Genomic DNA, 17,325 nt, shown 5'->3' on the forward strand with positions numbered 1-17,325 from the left:
AAATATATCGTAACGGATCTGGGTTCCCTGGATTCTCCATTGAGGAACCCCTTTCCCTCAGTTGAAAACAAGATGTTGATAGATGCCCTGTCTGTGCAAACACGTGACCATGATCGGAGTGATTCATCCTTTGGGTCTCAGTTGGCGTACGGGTTGCCCCTTAAACCTGGAATCTTACAACACACGATATTGATCCCGACGCAGACGATGCCCGGTATTAGATCTGTTTTTTTGAACTGATTGTTTTCTTGACCTTGGATCCTTCTTTCAAGAAAGTTTTAAGGACTTCTTCAACTACCGAGTAAGGATCAGTCCTGCCGTCAAAGATTGCCTTGATGTATTGGTGTTTCTTGCCTGTGCCCTTCAGCCCTTTGAATATGAACTTCTGGACTTCGTCCTTGAACACCAGGCCAAGCTCCTGCTCAATGCGCTTTGTTTGAACCTCATCTATGGCATGGCTTTGATGAAGGTATTCCTGATGATCATTGATGGCTTTCACCAGTTCGTTGACACCTTGGAGATCTTCTATCTTTACTGCAGCCGCCACCGTTGGGATCAGCAGCGGCCCCCAACTGCCTTCCTTGCGGCTACTGCCCAACTGGATAGTCGCTTCCAGGCTGTGAAGACATGAGATGGCCCCGTCCAGGTCCGCCTTGTTCAGCACGATTATGTCAGCGATCTCCATGATACCCGCCTTCATAGCTTGAATGTCGTCGCCCATATTTGGAGTCAAAACCAGTATGCAGGTCTGGGCTACGTGGATAATGTCTACCTCGTCCTGTCCGGCCCCGAGAGTCTCGACGATCACCACATCGTTACCCATGGCCTCCATTATCCGGACCACATCGTTTGTGGACCTGGCCAAACCACCCAAGTAACCACGCGAGCCCATGGACCGTATATACACCCCATCATCCATGGAATGGGCCTGGAATCGAATTCTATCTCCAAGAAGCGCTCCACCTGAAAATGGGCTGCTCGGATCCACTGCCACCACACCAACTCGTTTGCCTTGATCTCGGTACTGCCGGATCAAATGATTGATCAGACTGGATTTACCACTACCACCAGACCCGGTCAGTCCTATGACCATGGATTTGCCGGTATTGGGATAGACCAGCTTCATAACCTGGTTGCTTTTCTCAGACTGATTTTCAACAAGGGTGATCATTCGAGCCGCTGCCCGACGATCACCGGCAAGGAGCTTCTGCGCCATCTCATCGGGGTTATCAGGCGTCTTCTTTGCCATGAATCAGCCTTTTTCCCGAGTATTTTTCTTGATGTAGTCAACTATGGATTCTGTTAGCGACCCTCCTCGAAATACCTCGTCCACACCCATCTCTTTCATTACCGGTACGTCCTCCGGCGGAAAGGAGCCGCCTACAACAAGCAGAACATCGTCAAGCCCTGATTTTCTCATTTCATCGACGATCTTGGGGGTATAAACAAGATGTTCGCCGGAAAGGTAGCTAAGACCTATGACATCGGCGTCTTCATCGATCGCTGCTTTGATGACTCCTTCAGGCGTTTGATACATCCCGAGGTAAACAACCTCCATCCCGGCCTCCTTCAACAGAGTAGCGACGACCTTTGCTCCACGATCATGGCCATCCAGGCCCACTTTACTTACAATCACTTTGATTTTATTCTGGTTCATGCCACACCATTCTCCAGACTCTAAGCTTATTTGAAGGGAGATTCGATTACCTGCATCGGATCATAAGGATAGCCCATTACTTCTCGAACTGTTCCCAATAGTTCCGCAGTCGTTGCGAACGCCTTTGTAGCTTCGATCATTGCTGGAATGGTGTTTTTGCCTCTTGACGCGTCATCCCTGAGACGATCGATGGCATCTCGAAGCGTAGCCATATCCCTGGTTCTCTTGAGTTCCTGTACCTCAGATATTTGCTGTTTGGCTGATTGCTCCGCAATACGCTGGACTCCAAGAGGGGTCTTTGTTTCCGGCTCGGAATCGAATATGTTGACGCCAACTATTAGTTTATCCCTATTATCGACTTCTTTTTGGCGTTTGACGGCCTCGGTCTCGAACTTGCGGTCCAACCACTCGGTCCGTATGGCCTCCTCCATTCCGCCAAGTTCCTCGACCTCCTTCATGCATCTTAACGCTTCTTCCTCTATCTTGTCGGTGAGGCTCTCGATATAGTATGAGCCGCCGAGTGGATCCGCCACGTTGGTAACTCCGGTTTCATAAGCAAGTATCTGTTGCGTTCTCAACGCCTGTAGATGCCCTTTTTCAGTCGGGAGGCACATCGGCTCATCGTAAGAACAGCAATGCAAAGATTGAACTCCGCCAAGAACCGCAGCTAGAGCTTCATAGGCAATCCTAACGATGTTGTTTAGAGGCTGCTGCGGTACCAACGAGCAGCCTGCAGTATGAACGGCAAAGCGGAACTGCATTGACCTGGGATCTTTCGCCCCGTATTTTTCCTTCATGAGTTTTGCCCACATCCGCCTCGCTGCTCTGATCTTGGCTATCTCTTCAAAGAAGTCCACATGACATGAAACGTAAAAGGTAAATCGAGGAGCAAAGTCGTCAATATGGAGGCCACGCCTGAGCAATTCGTCGATGTAGCACATCGCGATCCCGAACCCGTACGCCACTTCCTGGTGGGCGTTAATTCCCTGTTCCCTCAGATCGTACATATTCACTGTGGTGTAATAGAACTTGGGCATATGCCTCGTACAGTACTCCATGACATCTGAACCGAGCTTTACGGAGAGATCTAAAGGGCATGCGGGCCTAAAACCGCAGTATCGGAAGTGAATCGGGTCATTCTGGATGGAACCGCGGAGGAGGCTTATGTCATAATTCTTTTGCTGAGCCACGACCACGTATTGAGCCATGGTAGCTGCGGCCGCCGTCGAGGCTGTAATTAGAGACCAACTCACTTTGTCCAGTGGAATGTCACCAACCAGGGTCTCCATATCTTTGACGGACGTGATATTTACCCCCGTCAAACCGACTTCGTTTTCCGCCCAGGGATGGTCAACGTCGAGCCCCATTTCGTAGGTAACGTCTGCGATGGTGTTCAGGCCTGAGCCTCCTTGCTCGAAACAAAAAGCTGCCCGCTCGTGCGTGTCTGCCGGAGAGCCAATTCCAACTACCTCGCGCCTGGTCCAGTACCGACCCCGAAACATATTTCTATGGAGACCCCTTGTGAACGGGTATTCTCCCGCATCGGCAATTTCACGTTTGTAATCCTTGTTTGCCAGATCATCGGGAGTGTACAGTTCATGGACCTCATGCCCCGACCAAGTCCTAACGCTCTGGGGCTTTTCATAGTAGGACTTGAGATAGTCGTCCCAGCTCACGTCACATGAGCCATCTGGATTCTTTTTCGTTGCATGCCCTTGGTTCATCGATTGTCTCCTCGTACATCGCCTGAACAACGGGGCGCGTGTTCATTTTCAGCCCCGACGACTCTATCTTACCATCACCGGTGGCATCACACCATGGTAGAAAACTCAGCAAATTAAAAGTCCTATACACATTATAAACCCGAATAAGGATAGTCCATAAACAGCCTGGACGCGTCCTATTCCCTCGACCCGCAGCTTTCGAACGGTGTGGTGGACAAACCGACTGAGAAGAAACAGAGACCAAAGAAAAGTGTTTTGAGAGGATTGGCGTGGCCAGTCCCTGTTTCAGCCGCCTTCACGGCAACACTCCAACGGGCTGGAACAATTGAATAAAATTTGTCTTGTTCCATGCAGACTGAAATGGGCAGGCGATTTTGTCTCGAATTGAAATCTTCGGGATCACATCGTTTTCCTGTGGATCCCGATTTCACCCACTCGGTCCATGGATAGCCAGGAACATGAATTTCATTAAAACCTCGCAGGCTTACAAATTACCTCTTTGACCCTAAGTTTCAAGAAGTCAGCGCTATTGGTCGGCTGGAGTACAAGCGCCGTATCTGCGCCTCTCCCGGTTCCCCCCACCGAAATAACATCTTCATCAGTCCTGACTATGCCGGCGTCGGCGACCATTAGAGCCAGTTCTATCGCAACTTTGGTTCCCTGACCAAAAATACGTAAGGTGTAGGCAACTATCTCATCAACCTGATATGCGCCTAATTGCGTCCTTATGCCCCGGCCTACACCTCCAAAAGCGTGCTGCGCCGTAAGCACGCTTATGCCCTTTGCGATCAATCCTTTGCGAACCTCTGCAGGCATCTCCGGGTGATTAGGTTTTACGAAACCCGTCACGTGGCTGACCGCTATGATATTGATCTCCGGAGCCAGCATCTGTCGTGCCCTCAGAGCTGTGTCACCGCTTACAGAGGCCACCAACACCCGTTTGATGTTGAGTTCCTGGGCTCGCCTACGGACGCACTCAAGGACTTGCCCTGTATCACGAGGGCCAGGTTCATTGAAATAAAGAACCGGCGTTTCATAATAGGAAGCCGAGTTTTTCGGATCGTTTTCTTCCACGGGGCACTCCTTGTTTTGCCTGTTTTTCGCAGCGGCGAAGGTGAACAGCGAAAATCACGTACAAATTTAAAGGGACCGCTGTTCTCAAAATCTCGGAATCAGAAACGTCGTTTTCTCTCTATATTCCTCATATTCCTGTCCGAACCGCATTCGCAATTCTTTCTCTTCAATAAACTTACTGTAACAAGTTCCGATTAGAAGAATCAGACAAGACATTATAAACCCAATAGTTATGGAGTCCACAATGGTTCCAACTCCGAGAAAATAAATAATCACTCCGAGTAACATTGGGTTTCGGCATATTCTGTAGGGACCATCTACAATTAATTTTTGAGACGGAGCTACGGGAACCGGCGTACCTTTTCCGGTTCTAATCAACGACACGAACGTCCAGACCATTAGGAAGAATCCAAACGCAAGGCTTAACAGCGCAACCATTATCTGTAAAATCCGAAGCCTATGAGTTAGGAAATATTCTTCAATGCCGTAACTGGCCAGTAACAGGAGCAGAGGAATTATGATTAGAAACAGAGAGGCCCCTACCAATGCTACTACCGTTTTGTAGCCAGTGGACCTGTGTTTTCCAGCGGCTTCTACTATTGCCTCCACCAGTTTATTGGTAATCATAGCGTCATTTCCTCAAACAGGTTTTTTTCTATTCTCGCTGATGAACCTTCTAAGCTTCCTACGGGGTGTATCGATATGAAAAGTTTCCGGCAATAACTCCATGTGTCCTTTTAATCCGGCTTCGGTAATCAACAGAAATAGATCCTCTTTGTTATCAAAGAAATCGTATATTGAGCCTTCTGCAACCCCCTCTAATCCTGCGATCTCGGAAACCTAGGTCTTGTTGAACCTATATTCAGCAAATACCTTTTCCGCACGAAGCACGATCCGGTCTCCCTTTTCAACCGTTGACAGAATCAAAGACATGATATCTTTCCAGGCGCTACTGTTTTTTTCAATCGCTTCGAAATCAAGGAAAACAGGTCGACTCACCGAGGCGCCTTTCTAGGTGGCGAGACCACGGCTGACCCTTCCGCCACTACCACGTCTTTTTGATTCGTCCAAGTTAACGCCACCTTTACCCACTTTTTGTCCGAGATCTTTTCAACGATTTCTCCGGTAACCGTAATCGTGTCGCCAAAAAATACCGGGGCTTTGAAGCGAGTCGAGAATTCGACTGCGATAGTCCCAAGCCCAGGCAGTTTCATTCCAACTAATGGAGCTGACAGCGCCTGTGTCAGCGGCCCATGAGCTACACGGCTACCAAAAGACGTTTTCTTCGCATATTCCTCGTTCACATGCATAGGATTAAAATCACCAGATATTCCAGCAAACAGGTAAACATCCGTTTCCGTAATCGTCTTTGAAACAGAATCTTTCTCGCCAAGTTCAAGCTCTTCATATGATCTACCAAGTTGTAAGTCCATAAATGCCTCCTAATTCAGTCAACTGACTTCTGGGCCCCATGACGACCTGTCTGGTTTGACGCGTTTAGTTTACCTTGGAAATTACAAGAAAGCCACATGCTCCAATCCCTTCGCGCTTGACATTTGTCGTGCGTCATTCGGGCTAGCTACTTCTTTGCCCAAATCCTCGGAGATACGTCTCATTTTTGTCACTAACTGGGCGTGTGGTAGATTTCAAGCTCCGGTTTAGTACGATTTTGTTTCATGATAGTGATAATTTTTTCAAGCGAAGCACAGGTATTGGGGTCGCAATGGATTGCGCCTGCGCTGCAGGATTGCTGATTCGAATCAGATGTCTTCCTGAAGTACACGCATAAATAGATCCATAAAGTCCTCAGCTTCTTTTCGGGAAAAGAGGGAACCCGAAGCCGCCAGAACAAGATTGAGCCTCTTCAGAAATGAATAGACTATCAAAACCAACGGCGTGCTCGTAAGGTGTTTATAGCCTGTTCCATATACTTCGGTTATATGGGTCTCACCTACACCGGTTGGATAAGAATCGAGCGTTGGTTTACCATTCTTCATTTCCGGCCATACAACTCCCAAGAGTGTTACTGCGATCGAGCATTGATGTTTCTGGGTTATCTGATGAACAACCTTTCGCCTCGCATTGAATGGCAAGAGACTTGTGCAGGAAATCATCCTGGCGACATTCTTATAATGCTTCAAGTCCATCTGTTTCCGAAACTGCCTGATTCGTTCAGTTGACAGTGAATGAATTAGTTTTTTAGGGTCTTTTCTCTCATTCGAGCCAGACTCAAAAAATAATGCGCTCACATTGTTCAAGTGATCCAGGCTTGCATATCTGCCTCTTATATTCATAGTCAAGGCCGTTGTAACATTACCGGTTTCTACGTTTCGAATTCTGTTCCATTTTTCTATCGCTAGATTGCTGGAGGCTATCAGGATGTCTACAAGATTTTCCCCTTTTTTTTGCGTAGACATGGTTAGGCTTGCTGTTTCTTCGACGGATAGAAGTCTCTTGACATGATACTGCTTTTCATCTGTTTGTAGCCCTGTCCCGGCAGGCAAAGGAGGTTTTGAAAACAAAGGCTTAATGGCCAACCGGCAAGTATGGACGATGTCCTCCCATTTGCGCACCCTGACCTTCACAGTTCTTTTCCTGGAAGTGGACAGACCATGAGTCATCATGCCGGGAAAATCATCCCTGACACCCGTTAGCAACTCCCGGTACTGCAGAAAGCATTGTCTGCCGAATTCAGAAGCTGTAGCGGCGTCAAAGGCTGCATGATGTGCGATTGCTACTGCTACATAATGATCGTGTGAAATTCTCAACAAATGAATCTCACCTGGCGGTTCCTCGAATAGATCCCAATCCCTGTCCAGTCTAGGGGTTAGATGGTTCAACACGGTGTCAAGAATGGGAACAGCGGCCTGCTGATCCTTCAGATACGATATGATAATGGGAAACTCGACATCAGGACGGGGATGCCAGCACAAGTAATGCCTGCTCTTTTTCCTTGTCTCCTTCAGGCAACAGAGGAGTTGCGGAAACCACTCCAGTGCCCTCATCACGGACGGTTTCAACAAGCTCTCGTCAAATGGGCCTTTGATCTCGAATGCAGTCACCAGAAGGTTCTTGGTATTGGCGAAACTGGTCAGTGCAATCATCTCGGAGTTTGGGTCCAGGAACTTTGATGGCGCCAACGGCTCTAACCCTTTCATGCGCCCCCAAAGGGATCCTCAACCAGAACATCTGCAAGCAGGCTCACAAAGCGCTCAGTCTCGGCTCGGGTGAAATGGTTCGCTGATGCCATGATCTGAAGGTTGAGCCTTTTGCGAAAAGTATATGCCCCCAGAATCAAGGGGCAGCTATATCCAAGTTTATATGGGATCGCATGAAATTCAATGAGGTTGAGACCTCCAGCCTCCTTCAGATATGAGTCTCCAGTCCGCCGCCCTTCCCTGGTTTCCGGCCACATCATCCCGAATGGGGCAATCAGGATTGGGATAAGGGGAATATGGCATACAAAGTGGGCTATGCGCTGTCTTGCTGACAAAGGAAGACCCCTAACAGTGTCAGCCAGCCTGCATCCAGCCAGCCAGGCCCTGATGTCCGCCAGACTGTCAGACTGCTCCCGTCTTCGCTGTGAAACCGACCTGGAAAACAGTTCCGGATTCGTCCGCTCATTTTCACGCAATTTCACAACGAGAGAAGACGTATTCGAAGCGACTTCCGCTTGTCCAAACCTTCCTCTCATTTGTACTGTGACACAAATCACTATGTTGCCAAGCTTTCTTATTTTAAGAAAGGCGTTCCATTTGTCTACTGTCGAAGCCATGCCTCCCAAGAGGGCATCAATGAAGGGACTCCCTCGTCTCGAAACGTTTTTTACAACACGATCTGTCTGTTCCGGGGTCAGGACCGACTTGGCATAGTGTACTCCAATATCAAGTGGTTTTCCGTTTCCCCTTGGAAGAGTAGGCCTGGAGAAATAAGGGCTAAGGACGTTTTTTACAAAGAAAGCCGCATCGCTCCATCTTGTCCTTTTCAATTCTACCATCCGATTTTTCACGCTGGACACATGGTCGTAATCATGGGCCCATTCCGGCTCTCCTCCGGTCACGATCTTATGGTAGCGTCCCAGAAATGCTCGGTAGAATGCCGCCAAGGTCCATCCATCGGCAGCGGCATGGTGTACCATCGTTAGGAGACTACTCCGTCCGTCAGGGAAACGAATCAGGTGAAATTCAGTTGGCGCAGTGTGAAATAGGTCCCAATCCTTCTCCAGGCTTTGATGGAGGCTCTGGAGTAACGAATGCTGAAAACCGAGATGGGAATCAGTTACCGCCATATTTGAAAGTCTAATTTCTGGTTGAAAATCCGAATCCAGAAACCATGTCAAGCGCCTTTCCCCTTGAATCCTGGATTCTTTCACGTAACTCGAAAATTCCGGAAAACTCGGCAAAGAATCCCTCAAAGCTATACTTAAGGCGTCGATGTCGACTGCTCCTTCGACATCAAAGCCAAACAACATGATGTTTTTTGCGTCCGGATAGTTGGAGTAAACCATCAGTTCTGACATTCCATCAAGCGCTCTGGGCAATTCTCTGGACATCAAGTATTCTCAAAGGGTCGCCGAATGGGGGGCTTGGGTTCGCTCACGGACTCCGACGATGTAATGGAAATTTTAATGTAAAAAAGGATACCAGGGGGTTTCAAAGCATAATTCCGGTGATTGATTTAGCGCAAGCAAGAAATACCAGCATCGCAAACATTCCTCAAAAATTCAAATGAAAATTTAGCGTCTATATGTCGTTAGCCCCCCATTTGGACATTCTTGCTGAAGCGAAGTTCTTTTTAATCGTTGGGCCTTATATTGAATATTGTAAAAGCGCTATCCGGGGTCCCTCATGACAAAAGCCTTACACTCCCGATTCCAAGGCAGGGTCTTGAATCATCTCTATCTTCCCCAGACCGAACGTGGTGGCTTTGCCTAAATGCACCTTGGAAGAATATCTGATTAGAGGCAGGAACTCGCTGAGTCTTCCCCTGTATGTGATTTCGCCCACCATACCCCCAAGTTGCATTCTCACCTGCTGTCGATTGGAAAATCTTGTCCAGTCCAGCCATTCCAGTGATGAATCTATTGTCTCAACATCCGAGGCACGTTTTATAAGGCCCACATAATCCAGGTTAGGCTCACCATTGCCAAAGTGGTTATTAAGGCTGGAAATTCGTCGCAACATCGAACGCGTAAGAATATGAAAAGGCAATTCTGTATGGAACTTATTCTGGAATTTAAGCCTTAGCGGGGTTTCAATGCATATAGTAATTTCAAACTCCCGGCCGTCATCTTCGAGACCTTCATCGAAGGGCATGTCAATCTCACATCCCATCAACACAAATCCGTCGGTTCCTTCATAGACTATTCTGGATGAAGACGATACTCGGACAAGGTCATACCCAGGCCTGCTTCCTTCGAGCAACCTGCCAATCCCTATCTTTCCCATTTCTTCAAACGCGTATACAAAATACGGCAGGTAGCCATTGGCAAAACCAAACAACAGAATAGAGAAATTAAATTCGTCCCCATTCGAGAACCTGGTCTTCGCACTGTCGGGCGGCTCGATGACAAAGGGATGAGGCCTTACCCCATTCCCGGCGCCTTCTTGAGGCTGCGCATTTTCAAAAATTCTAACATAAGCGCAGCTCTTTAGTAGCTGACAGCGTCGGCAGTCTTGGTGCTTTAACGCACAGGCTACATTCTTTAGAGCTATCCCGAAAGCCCCCCTGAAAGTGGATCCTTTGTAACGAGGGAGAATAGCGTCTGAATTGAAAACTGAATGGAAATCGTATTTACCAAATTGCACTTGAGCCCCCCTCAATCGTTACGGTTTCAGTATTGGGATGTAAACCGGTACCCTATACAAACCCTAATGCAAGAAGCTCAAACGCTCATGATAAAAGCCGCCTGACAGGTGACAAACAATTTGATGGCTTGATCATGGGACATACCCCTTGAAAATTGTGTTTACAATAAAGTTATCAGTAATTAACTTGCCCAAGATCCGGTATTTTACTATCACTTACATTAACGTAATGTAAAGGTAATAAGCGGGATGCAACACTTTTTGTTTACAGACAGGGGTTCTTCTTTTAGGCTATTTAGATATATCAATGCCGCTGAAAATAATTTCCAGGAGCAGGCTTCCCCCGATAAATATCGTGGGAAGTCGCTTTTCCGGTTACCTTCTATATGTCCAATTCCTTACCCAGTTCTTTGTAATATTTCGGAAACTCAGGCTGAAAATTCTGGTAGAATGTCACAGGATATCTGGCTCCGAGGGCTTTACCCGCGTTTTTCAAGCCTTCAACCATAGTTTCCAAACCAGAAGCTGGTATGGAAATCGCCATCTCGTCATCCTGGGTCATTGAGAAAATTCGATCTCCATTGCCTGGAATGGAAACTCTCGCTGCATTATCCTTGTATGGGCCTATGAGGTATTCCGTGCATTCAATTTTTCCACCAAGGTTTGCGGTGATCCTCTTACCGGTCATGTAAACCCACGCCTGAATCATTCTCATTATCTGGGCCGGATTGCCGTATGTCACTATTGTGTCAGGCTCAAGAGCAGTCTTGGCAAGTGGAGCGAGGTATACCCCCTTGTTTGGGTTCTTCTCGAGCGTAAACATGGAATCCGCTTCCATCCTGGCTGAGTCCATATCTTTCGACAGGGTGACGTTGCATAGCAGTTTGCTCATTACCGCTTTTTGGTCGGATGCTGGAGTAAATCCAAACGCTATCATTGCCGGGACGCAGATGAGGTCTTCTCGTCCAAGCCCAACCGGCCATCCGTAGATTCGAGCCATTGTCACGCCCTGGCAAATCGTAACCCTCTTGCCCAAGACCTGAGAAGGACGTCTGGTTTTTTCTGGGAAGTCCGAAGTGTCCAAGAATTTCACACCAATGGGTTGACTTCTCAGCCTAAGGTTTTCGTAAATGAAGTTGGCCTGCTCTAGACGCGTTTCTCCTGGCATAATGAATCTCCTTCCGATAGATTGAGAAATTGAAACTTTATGGACGGGCCATTATGTAATTAACTGGATGGCGGATTAGAATCTGGAATAGTCGGTCGGGAAAAAATGAATGGCGTCCCCAAGGGGATTCGAACCCCTGTCGCAGGCGTGAAAGGCCTGTGTCCTAGGCCAGACTAGACGATGGGGACGCTGAAATAAACCAGCGACTCTCGGCTGATTTTTTGGTAGGCCGTGCTGGGATCGAACCAGCGACTCTCTGCTTAAAAGGCAGATACTCTACCCCTGAGTTAACGGCCCGCTTGTATTTGGCTGCGCCAACATTTCAATAGGCGTCCCATGACCAGCTCGCAAAGCCCCGTCGCGACGCCATCTATTAAGTAAAACACATCAGTTTTGACGTGTCAATAGTCTGTCCTAAAATTGTCCAACACAAATTTCCCGAATACTATTTCGGCCTCTCTTGAATTGGGACATCAAAAATGATTTCATTCCCTTTCTGTTTTCACGATTCCAGACATAAATTCATTGGTCAGGAGCGCAATTAAATGACTGAGTCGCAATCCAAACGAGTCGGCTGGGCGATTGTAGCTTTACTGCTCTTGTCCGGCGTCATGATCAGCGTATTAATATACCTGGGAGATTGGGACCTGAAGCTGTCCTCGGGGTTTCATGACTCAGGGCCCGGACACACCGGATGGCCGATTGGGAAGCAATCACCATGGCTAGAATTCTATCGTTTCGGAGAATACCCTGCGATCATAATGGCCGTCGTCGCTTTGATCCTGTATCTGCTAACGAGGGTAAACAGATTCCCATCCAAATACTCCAAATCGCTTCTCGTGATAGTCCTAACAGTAATACTTGGGCCAGGCCTCGTAGTAAACGGTATACTGAAACCACTCTGGGGCCGGCCAAGGCCGGCCGACACTGTAACGTTCGGAGGAGCGTATCAGTATAGAGGGGTCTTCAGCCCAGCCGGTCCCAACGATGGCAAATCTTTCGTTTCAGGCCATTGCGCAAACGCGTTCGCCATTGCCTCCGGAGTCGCATTATTCCCATACGCTCCCGGATTGGCCGGACTTTTTCTGGGCGTCGGCTTGGCGTTCGGAGCGCTTGGGTGCTTCGCAAGGATCGTTCAGGGCGCCCATTTCCTTTCCGACACTTTGTGGTCCGGCGTAATAGTGTTTTCAATAATTGCTTGGCTCTATTTTTGCCTGTTTAAGATACCTGCGAAAATTGATGATGATACGGATGACGGCTCTGGACACAGTTGACCCAGATAAAATAATGGTCATTTCAAGACGCCGCTGAGTCGCATAACCACTGATGTGTCTTCGGCTTGACCTTACCAACTCATTTATATATAATCACTTATGATTTTAAGATCTTTATACGAGTTGACCATGTTTCCAAAAAGTTTCCTGTCAAGCTGGCCATTTTTTCTGGTGATAGTAGCGCTCGTGTCGATCCCGTTGATGGGCTTACGGTTGACAAACGCTCAGTATCCAATGGCCCCCTCGCCTCCTCAAGGTCCTCCTGCCGGATATCCTCCACAGCAGGCGCCTTACCAGCAACCCCAGCCACAACCACTGGCTTATGCCTTCCGCCCCAATCTCACCAACCCGGAATATGGGCAATGTCTCGGAATGGAAAAGCGGTGGCAGAGCCTGTACCAGTCATACTATGCTCTCTACAATCAAGCGCGAGGGATGAATCCAAGTGATCCGCAATATGCGCAAACAGCGAATTATGTAAATTACATGAAGAGTCAACTAGACGCGGCGTGGGCCGAATTCAGCGGCAAATGCGTATATTTCCCTGAACGTCGGTAATCGGATGTCAAATTATATAGAGGAGCAAGCAGAGCCGCTTGTTGACACGACCGTTCAAAAGGCTCAGACCAACCGCGAACAGTATTCGCTTAACCGCATACTCAGCTCAATAATTATTTTTTCGTTAGCAGGGGTTTTGCTTTACGCCGGGGCCACGCTCTTTTCCGATCATGAGCGAATTCTGCATGCAATATCACTATTTCCTCTTCGTGACCTGGGCATGGTGTTGGGCCTTGTCACTGCAGGATGGCTCATTAGGGGATGGAGATTCCACTACTATCTCGTAAACATTGGAGCCGGAGTTCCTTTCATGTACGCTACAAGCGCTTTCCTGGCCGGTTTTGCGCTAACAGGTACGCCTGGAAAAGTCGGAGAAGCGATGAAAGGGGTTTTCTTGAAGCGGGATTACGGAGTGTCTGTCACTCGGGTAGTTGGTATTGTTGTTGTAGAACGTCTGATGGATCTCTTTGCGGTCCTGATTCTTGGGTCCTTCTCTTTGCTCTTTTTTGAAGGATGGAGAAGCCTATTCCTGGCTTTGGCCGGAGTCGTCATTGCCGCCGGTGCTTTTCTCTGCCTGGAGAGGCTTTATCGACCGATACTTGAAGCCATGGAGCGCCTGCCAGTTGTGTCATGGTTTGCTGCCAGAGCCTTGAGGATATTGTTGTCCGGCAAGGATTTAATGAAACCCAGAATTTTCCTGCTCGGTCTTCTTGTTTCAGTCATTGCGTGGTCAATGGAATCCCTGTCAATGTTTATCGTGATGAAAGGATTCGGACTGCCGGCAAGTGTGACGGAAGCTAATTTCGTATACTGCTTTTCGACGATATTGGGAGCGCTGTCTATGCTTCCTGGTGGTATCGGCGGAACTGAGGCAGGGATGATGGGTCTTTTCGCTTATCTCGGAATATCCTATTCAAGAGGTCTTCCTGCGGTTATTCTGATTCGGGTCTGCACTCTGTGGTATGCTATTTTTGTGGGAATGGCGGTCAGCGTGTATCTTCTCGCGTCTGGAAAGGCTCGAGCGTCCCATGATTGTCCATCATAGTGAATTTTGTAAATATTGATTCTATCTTTTGAAATATTGACTAAGCCGCTTAAATTCTGCTAGAGTAACGATATTCAGGAGTCCATTGCAGGATTTGAATGATTACAATGGGGAACAAATGCTGGATCGGGCTTTTCTGGCGCCATGATGTTCCGCCCCGAATCTGAGTCGATTTCAAAGCGCCCATCCATCCCCCTGAATAGGGGACTTATTTCATTAGGAGTAGCTAAAATGAGTGACGAATATGATGTTGAACTAACCCAAGAACATATAATGCTACGTGATATGGTCCGGAAATTCGCCGCCAACGAAATTGCCCCAACAGTGGACCAGGATGAAAATGAACACCGTTTTCAGCGCGAACTCGTTACCAAAATGGGGGAACTTGGTCTTTTCGGGTGCCCCGTGCCTGAAGAGTACGGGGGTAACGGCATGGGTTACCTGGCCCATGCGATAGTAACCGAAGAAATCGGTAGGGCGTCCGGCTCGCTCAGAGTGGCGTTCAACATGCAGACAATGGGAACGGCCATGTCGATCTTGAAGTGGGGCAGCGAAGAACTTAAGAAAAAATACATTCCAGCGCTTATGTCGGCTGAAATTCTTGGATGTTTTGGCATTACCGAGCCCGACGCAGGATCAGACACCGCCGCCATGATGACGACAGCCGTCCGGGACGGAGATGAATACGTCCTTAATGGCCAAAAGATGTGGATAACCTGGTCTCCGGTGGCCAACATGGCCATTGTCTTCGCTATGACCGACAAGAAGGCTAAACACAACGGAATGAGCGTGTTTGTGATGGACATGGACTCTCCCGGTGTTTCAACGAAGGCCATCAAGGAAAAACTGGGCATATGGGCCTGCCCTACCGGTGAGATCATAATGGAAGATGTCCGGGTTCCTGCAAAGAATCGTTTGGGAGAAGAAGGCAAGGGCTTTGGCTACCTGATGAAGGAGTTGATTAGCACCCGGCTTTCTGCCGCCGCCGGCGCCGTTGGGTCATGTCAGGCAGCGTTGGATGAAGCGATAAAATACGCCACCGAACGCAGGCAGTTTGGTAAATCTATAGCTGAATTCCAGATGGTTCAGGAAGTGATAGCCAGGATGGTAGCTGAAACGGAGGCGGCGCGGGCTCTCGTCTGGCGGTGCGCTATTCAGAAGGACAAGGGCCTGGTGAACAACATGCGGGAAACTGTGCTTGCGAAGTTTTACGCTTGTAGAGCCGCTGACGAAGTCCCGAATCTTGCTCTTGAAGTGCTTAGCGCTTATGGATATTCGAATGAATACCCGATCGCGCGTATTTTGAGAGACGGCAAGGTGTACAAGATCCTTGAAGGCGCCACGAACATTATGAAAATGATCATAGCCACGGATGCGCTTGGATTGAAAAAGGCGAACAGATGATGGCATAAAGCTCATGTTCCTGGGGGCCTGACACACCTCGCCCCCCATGGCCATTCTTCGGAGGATTGGACGAAGCTTGACAAATTTGTCATCTTTCCCAATCCTCTTTATTTTTCAAATGGCGACCCTTAGTTTCCGGAAAATTGGCTTGCTTAATGGCGTTTAATTTCTCCATCACTCATCAACATATTGGATCTAAAGCTCGAACAGGGCGCCTGTCACTGACTCCCGCTGAAATAGAGACACCTGCGTTCATGCCTGTAGGCACTCTCGCGGCGGTAAAAGCCGTGGCCCCTGATATAGTGTGGGATACAGGATATCGACTCATACTGGCTAACGCCTATCACCTTTACCTGAGGCCCGGCCATGAATTGATCGAACGCCTCGGTGGGCTTAGAGAATTCATGAACTGGCAGGGCGCTATCCTAACGGACAGTGGCGGCTTTCAGGTGTTCAGCCTGGCCAAATTAAGAAAAATCAGTGATGAGGGTGTTCTGTTCCAATCTCATATTGATGGATCAACTCATCTGTTCACTCCGGAACTGAGCCTGGCTGTTCAGGAAGCTCTTGGCGCGGATATAATAATGGTCCTTGACGATGTCAGAGGTTATCCAGTATCTGAAAAAGAGGCGCTGGAGGCTGTCAACCGGACAACAGAATGGGCGGCGCGGTCAATTGCCGCCAAAAAAAAAGTTGACCCTGCGTTGTTCGGCATAGTACAAGGATCGATGTTTCCTGATCTCAGGAGGTTGAGCGCACAAGGGTTGACCTCACTGGGATTTGATGGCTATGCTATAGGCGGCCTGAGTGTGGGGGAACCTCACGAACTGATGGTCGAAGTCATTGACACGACCATCAGTTGTTTACCTGAGAATAAGCCTCGGTACCTGATGGGAGTCGGCATGCCGCTCGATATTGTCGAAGCGACCATCATGGGTGTAGATTTGTTCGACTGTGTCCTGCCCACTAGAAACGCTCGAAACGCAAATCTGTTCACATCATCGGGCCGATTGAACATACGCAATGCGAGGTATCGGGAAGATCACGGTCCGGTGGATCCCCTTTGTGGTTGCGTTTTGTGCCGGAATTATTCAAGGGCTTATCTACGACATCTATTTCGGGAGAAAGAGATTTTCGGTTTTAATTTGGCTACTATCCACAATCTGAACTTTTATTATCGGCTCATGTCTGATATTAGAACCGCCATTAGTGAAAATCGTTTGAATTCTTTGCTGAAGCAGTACTCATTCCAAACGGAGGATATCGATGATTGATTTGGCTTACGCCATGGGTTCTCAGACCGGACAGGCAGGTGGAGACGGGATGCAGTCTTTGATCCAGTTTCTGCCTATAGTTCTCATTTTTGTTGTGTTTTACTTCCTGCTCATTAGACCCCAGCAAAAAAAGGCAAAAGACCACAAAGTGATGCTTGAGAACATTAAAAAAGGCGACAGCGTTATCACCCAGGGCGGTGTTTATGGAAAAGTCGCGGCTATTCAGGATCAGATCGTGGTCCTTGAAATTGCCGACAAGGTTCGGGTTCGTGTAGCCAGGCCATACATCGCCGGATTGGCTTCAACACCTCCTCCCCCTGTGGAACCGAATGCCTGAGGA

Annotated in this window: 18 protein-coding genes and 2 tRNA genes; 6 read left to right on the plus strand and 14 right to left on the minus strand. The window is 48.4% G+C overall.

Annotated elements, in window-relative coordinates; translation table 11 throughout:
- Nucleotides 1–217: 217 nt before the first annotated feature.
- From meaB to WC647_03115, 14 genes are all read right to left on the minus strand, one after another.
- A complete protein-coding gene (gene meaB, locus WC647_03050) occupies nucleotides 218–1,249 on the minus strand; it encodes a methylmalonyl Co-A mutase-associated GTPase MeaB (protein MFA6221272.1) in 1,032 nt (343 codons plus the stop codon).
- 3 nt (nucleotides 1,250–1,252) lie between these two features.
- Entirely contained in the window at nucleotides 1,253–1,657 is a 405-nt protein-coding gene (locus tag WC647_03055; GenBank protein MFA6221273.1) for a cobalamin B12-binding domain-containing protein, read from the minus strand.
- Nucleotides 1,658–1,683: 26 nt separating this feature from the next.
- Entirely contained in the window at nucleotides 1,684–3,381 is a 1,698-nt protein-coding gene (locus WC647_03060) for a methylmalonyl-CoA mutase family protein (protein MFA6221274.1), read from the minus strand.
- A gap of 176 nt (nucleotides 3,382–3,557) precedes the next feature.
- A complete protein-coding gene (locus WC647_03065) occupies nucleotides 3,558–3,812 on the minus strand; it encodes a hypothetical protein (protein ID MFA6221275.1) in 255 nt (84 codons plus the stop codon).
- Nucleotides 3,813–3,849: 37 nt separating this feature from the next.
- Entirely contained in the window at nucleotides 3,850–4,455 is a 606-nt protein-coding gene (locus WC647_03070) for a pyruvate kinase alpha/beta domain-containing protein (protein ID MFA6221276.1), read from the minus strand.
- A gap of 84 nt (nucleotides 4,456–4,539) precedes the next feature.
- Complete coding sequence (locus WC647_03075) at nucleotides 4,540–5,082, minus strand: isoprenylcysteine carboxylmethyltransferase family protein (protein ID MFA6221277.1); 543 nt, start codon at nucleotides 5,080–5,082, stop codon at nucleotides 4,540–4,542.
- Nucleotides 5,083–5,295: 213 nt separating this feature from the next.
- Entirely contained in the window at nucleotides 5,296–5,454 is a 159-nt protein-coding gene (locus tag WC647_03080; GenBank protein MFA6221278.1) for a hypothetical protein, read from the minus strand.
- The gene (locus tag WC647_03085) at nucleotides 5,451–5,888 is read right to left on the minus strand and encodes a MaoC family dehydratase (protein MFA6221279.1); all 438 of its coding nucleotides are present in this window, start codon (nucleotides 5,886–5,888) and stop codon (nucleotides 5,451–5,453) included. Before WC647_03085 ends, WC647_03080 begins: the two co-directional genes overlap by 4 nt.
- A 327-nt stretch (nucleotides 5,889–6,215) precedes the next feature.
- Complete coding sequence (locus WC647_03090) at nucleotides 6,216–7,613, minus strand: hypothetical protein (GenBank protein ID MFA6221280.1); 1,398 nt, start codon at nucleotides 7,611–7,613, stop codon at nucleotides 6,216–6,218.
- Nucleotides 7,610–9,007, minus strand: a complete 1,398-nt coding sequence (locus tag WC647_03095) for a hypothetical protein (protein MFA6221281.1) — start codon at nucleotides 9,005–9,007, stop codon at nucleotides 7,610–7,612. The genes WC647_03090 and WC647_03095 overlap by 4 nt, the downstream gene beginning before the upstream one ends.
- A gap of 307 nt (nucleotides 9,008–9,314) precedes the next feature.
- Nucleotides 9,315–10,262, minus strand: coding sequence for a CRISPR system precrRNA processing endoribonuclease RAMP protein Cas6 (gene cas6 / locus WC647_03100; protein MFA6221282.1), 948 nt, complete (start codon nucleotides 10,260–10,262; stop codon nucleotides 9,315–9,317).
- 382 nt (nucleotides 10,263–10,644) lie between these two features.
- Nucleotides 10,645–11,430 carry a DUF169 domain-containing protein gene (locus WC647_03105; protein ID MFA6221283.1) on the minus strand — a complete coding sequence of 262 codons (786 nt, stop codon included), beginning with the start codon at nucleotides 11,428–11,430 and terminating at the stop codon, nucleotides 10,645–10,647.
- A gap of 110 nt (nucleotides 11,431–11,540) precedes the next feature.
- Nucleotides 11,541–11,618, minus strand: a tRNA-Glu gene (locus tag WC647_03110).
- Nucleotides 11,619–11,652: 34 nt separating this feature from the next.
- Nucleotides 11,653–11,727: transfer RNA gene (locus WC647_03115), tRNA-Lys, on the minus strand.
- Between the two features lie 248 nt (nucleotides 11,728–11,975).
- Here WC647_03115 and WC647_03120 point away from each other — a divergent pair.
- The 6 genes from WC647_03120 (at nucleotide 11,976) to yajC (ending at nucleotide 17,322) form a co-directional block, all read left to right on the plus strand.
- Nucleotides 11,976–12,704: a phosphatase PAP2 family protein gene (locus WC647_03120; GenBank protein ID MFA6221284.1), complete on the plus strand. Its 729-nt coding sequence runs from the start codon at nucleotides 11,976–11,978 to the stop codon at nucleotides 12,702–12,704.
- A 129-nt stretch (nucleotides 12,705–12,833) separates the two neighbouring features.
- Nucleotides 12,834–13,262, plus strand: coding sequence for a hypothetical protein (locus tag WC647_03125; GenBank protein MFA6221285.1), 429 nt, complete (start codon nucleotides 12,834–12,836; stop codon nucleotides 13,260–13,262).
- Between the two features lie 4 nt (nucleotides 13,263–13,266).
- Nucleotides 13,267–14,307, plus strand: a complete 1,041-nt coding sequence (locus WC647_03130; protein ID MFA6221286.1) for a lysylphosphatidylglycerol synthase transmembrane domain-containing protein — start codon at nucleotides 13,267–13,269, stop codon at nucleotides 14,305–14,307.
- A 231-nt stretch (nucleotides 14,308–14,538) separates the two neighbouring features.
- Nucleotides 14,539–15,711, plus strand: a complete 1,173-nt coding sequence (locus WC647_03135) for an acyl-CoA dehydrogenase family protein (protein MFA6221287.1) — start codon at nucleotides 14,539–14,541, stop codon at nucleotides 15,709–15,711.
- A gap of 155 nt (nucleotides 15,712–15,866) precedes the next feature.
- Nucleotides 15,867–16,985: a tRNA guanosine(34) transglycosylase Tgt gene (gene tgt / locus WC647_03140; GenBank protein ID MFA6221288.1), complete on the plus strand. Its 1,119-nt coding sequence runs from the start codon at nucleotides 15,867–15,869 to the stop codon at nucleotides 16,983–16,985.
- Complete coding sequence (yajC, locus tag WC647_03145; GenBank protein MFA6221289.1) at nucleotides 16,978–17,322, plus strand: preprotein translocase subunit YajC; 345 nt, start codon at nucleotides 16,978–16,980, stop codon at nucleotides 17,320–17,322. The genes tgt and yajC overlap by 8 nt, the downstream gene beginning before the upstream one ends.
- The last annotated feature ends 3 nt before the right edge of the window (nucleotides 17,323–17,325 follow it).

Source organism: Desulfomonilaceae bacterium (assembly GCA_041662605.1).
GTDB lineage: Bacteria > Desulfobacterota > Desulfomonilia > Desulfomonilales > Desulfomonilaceae > CAJBEZ01.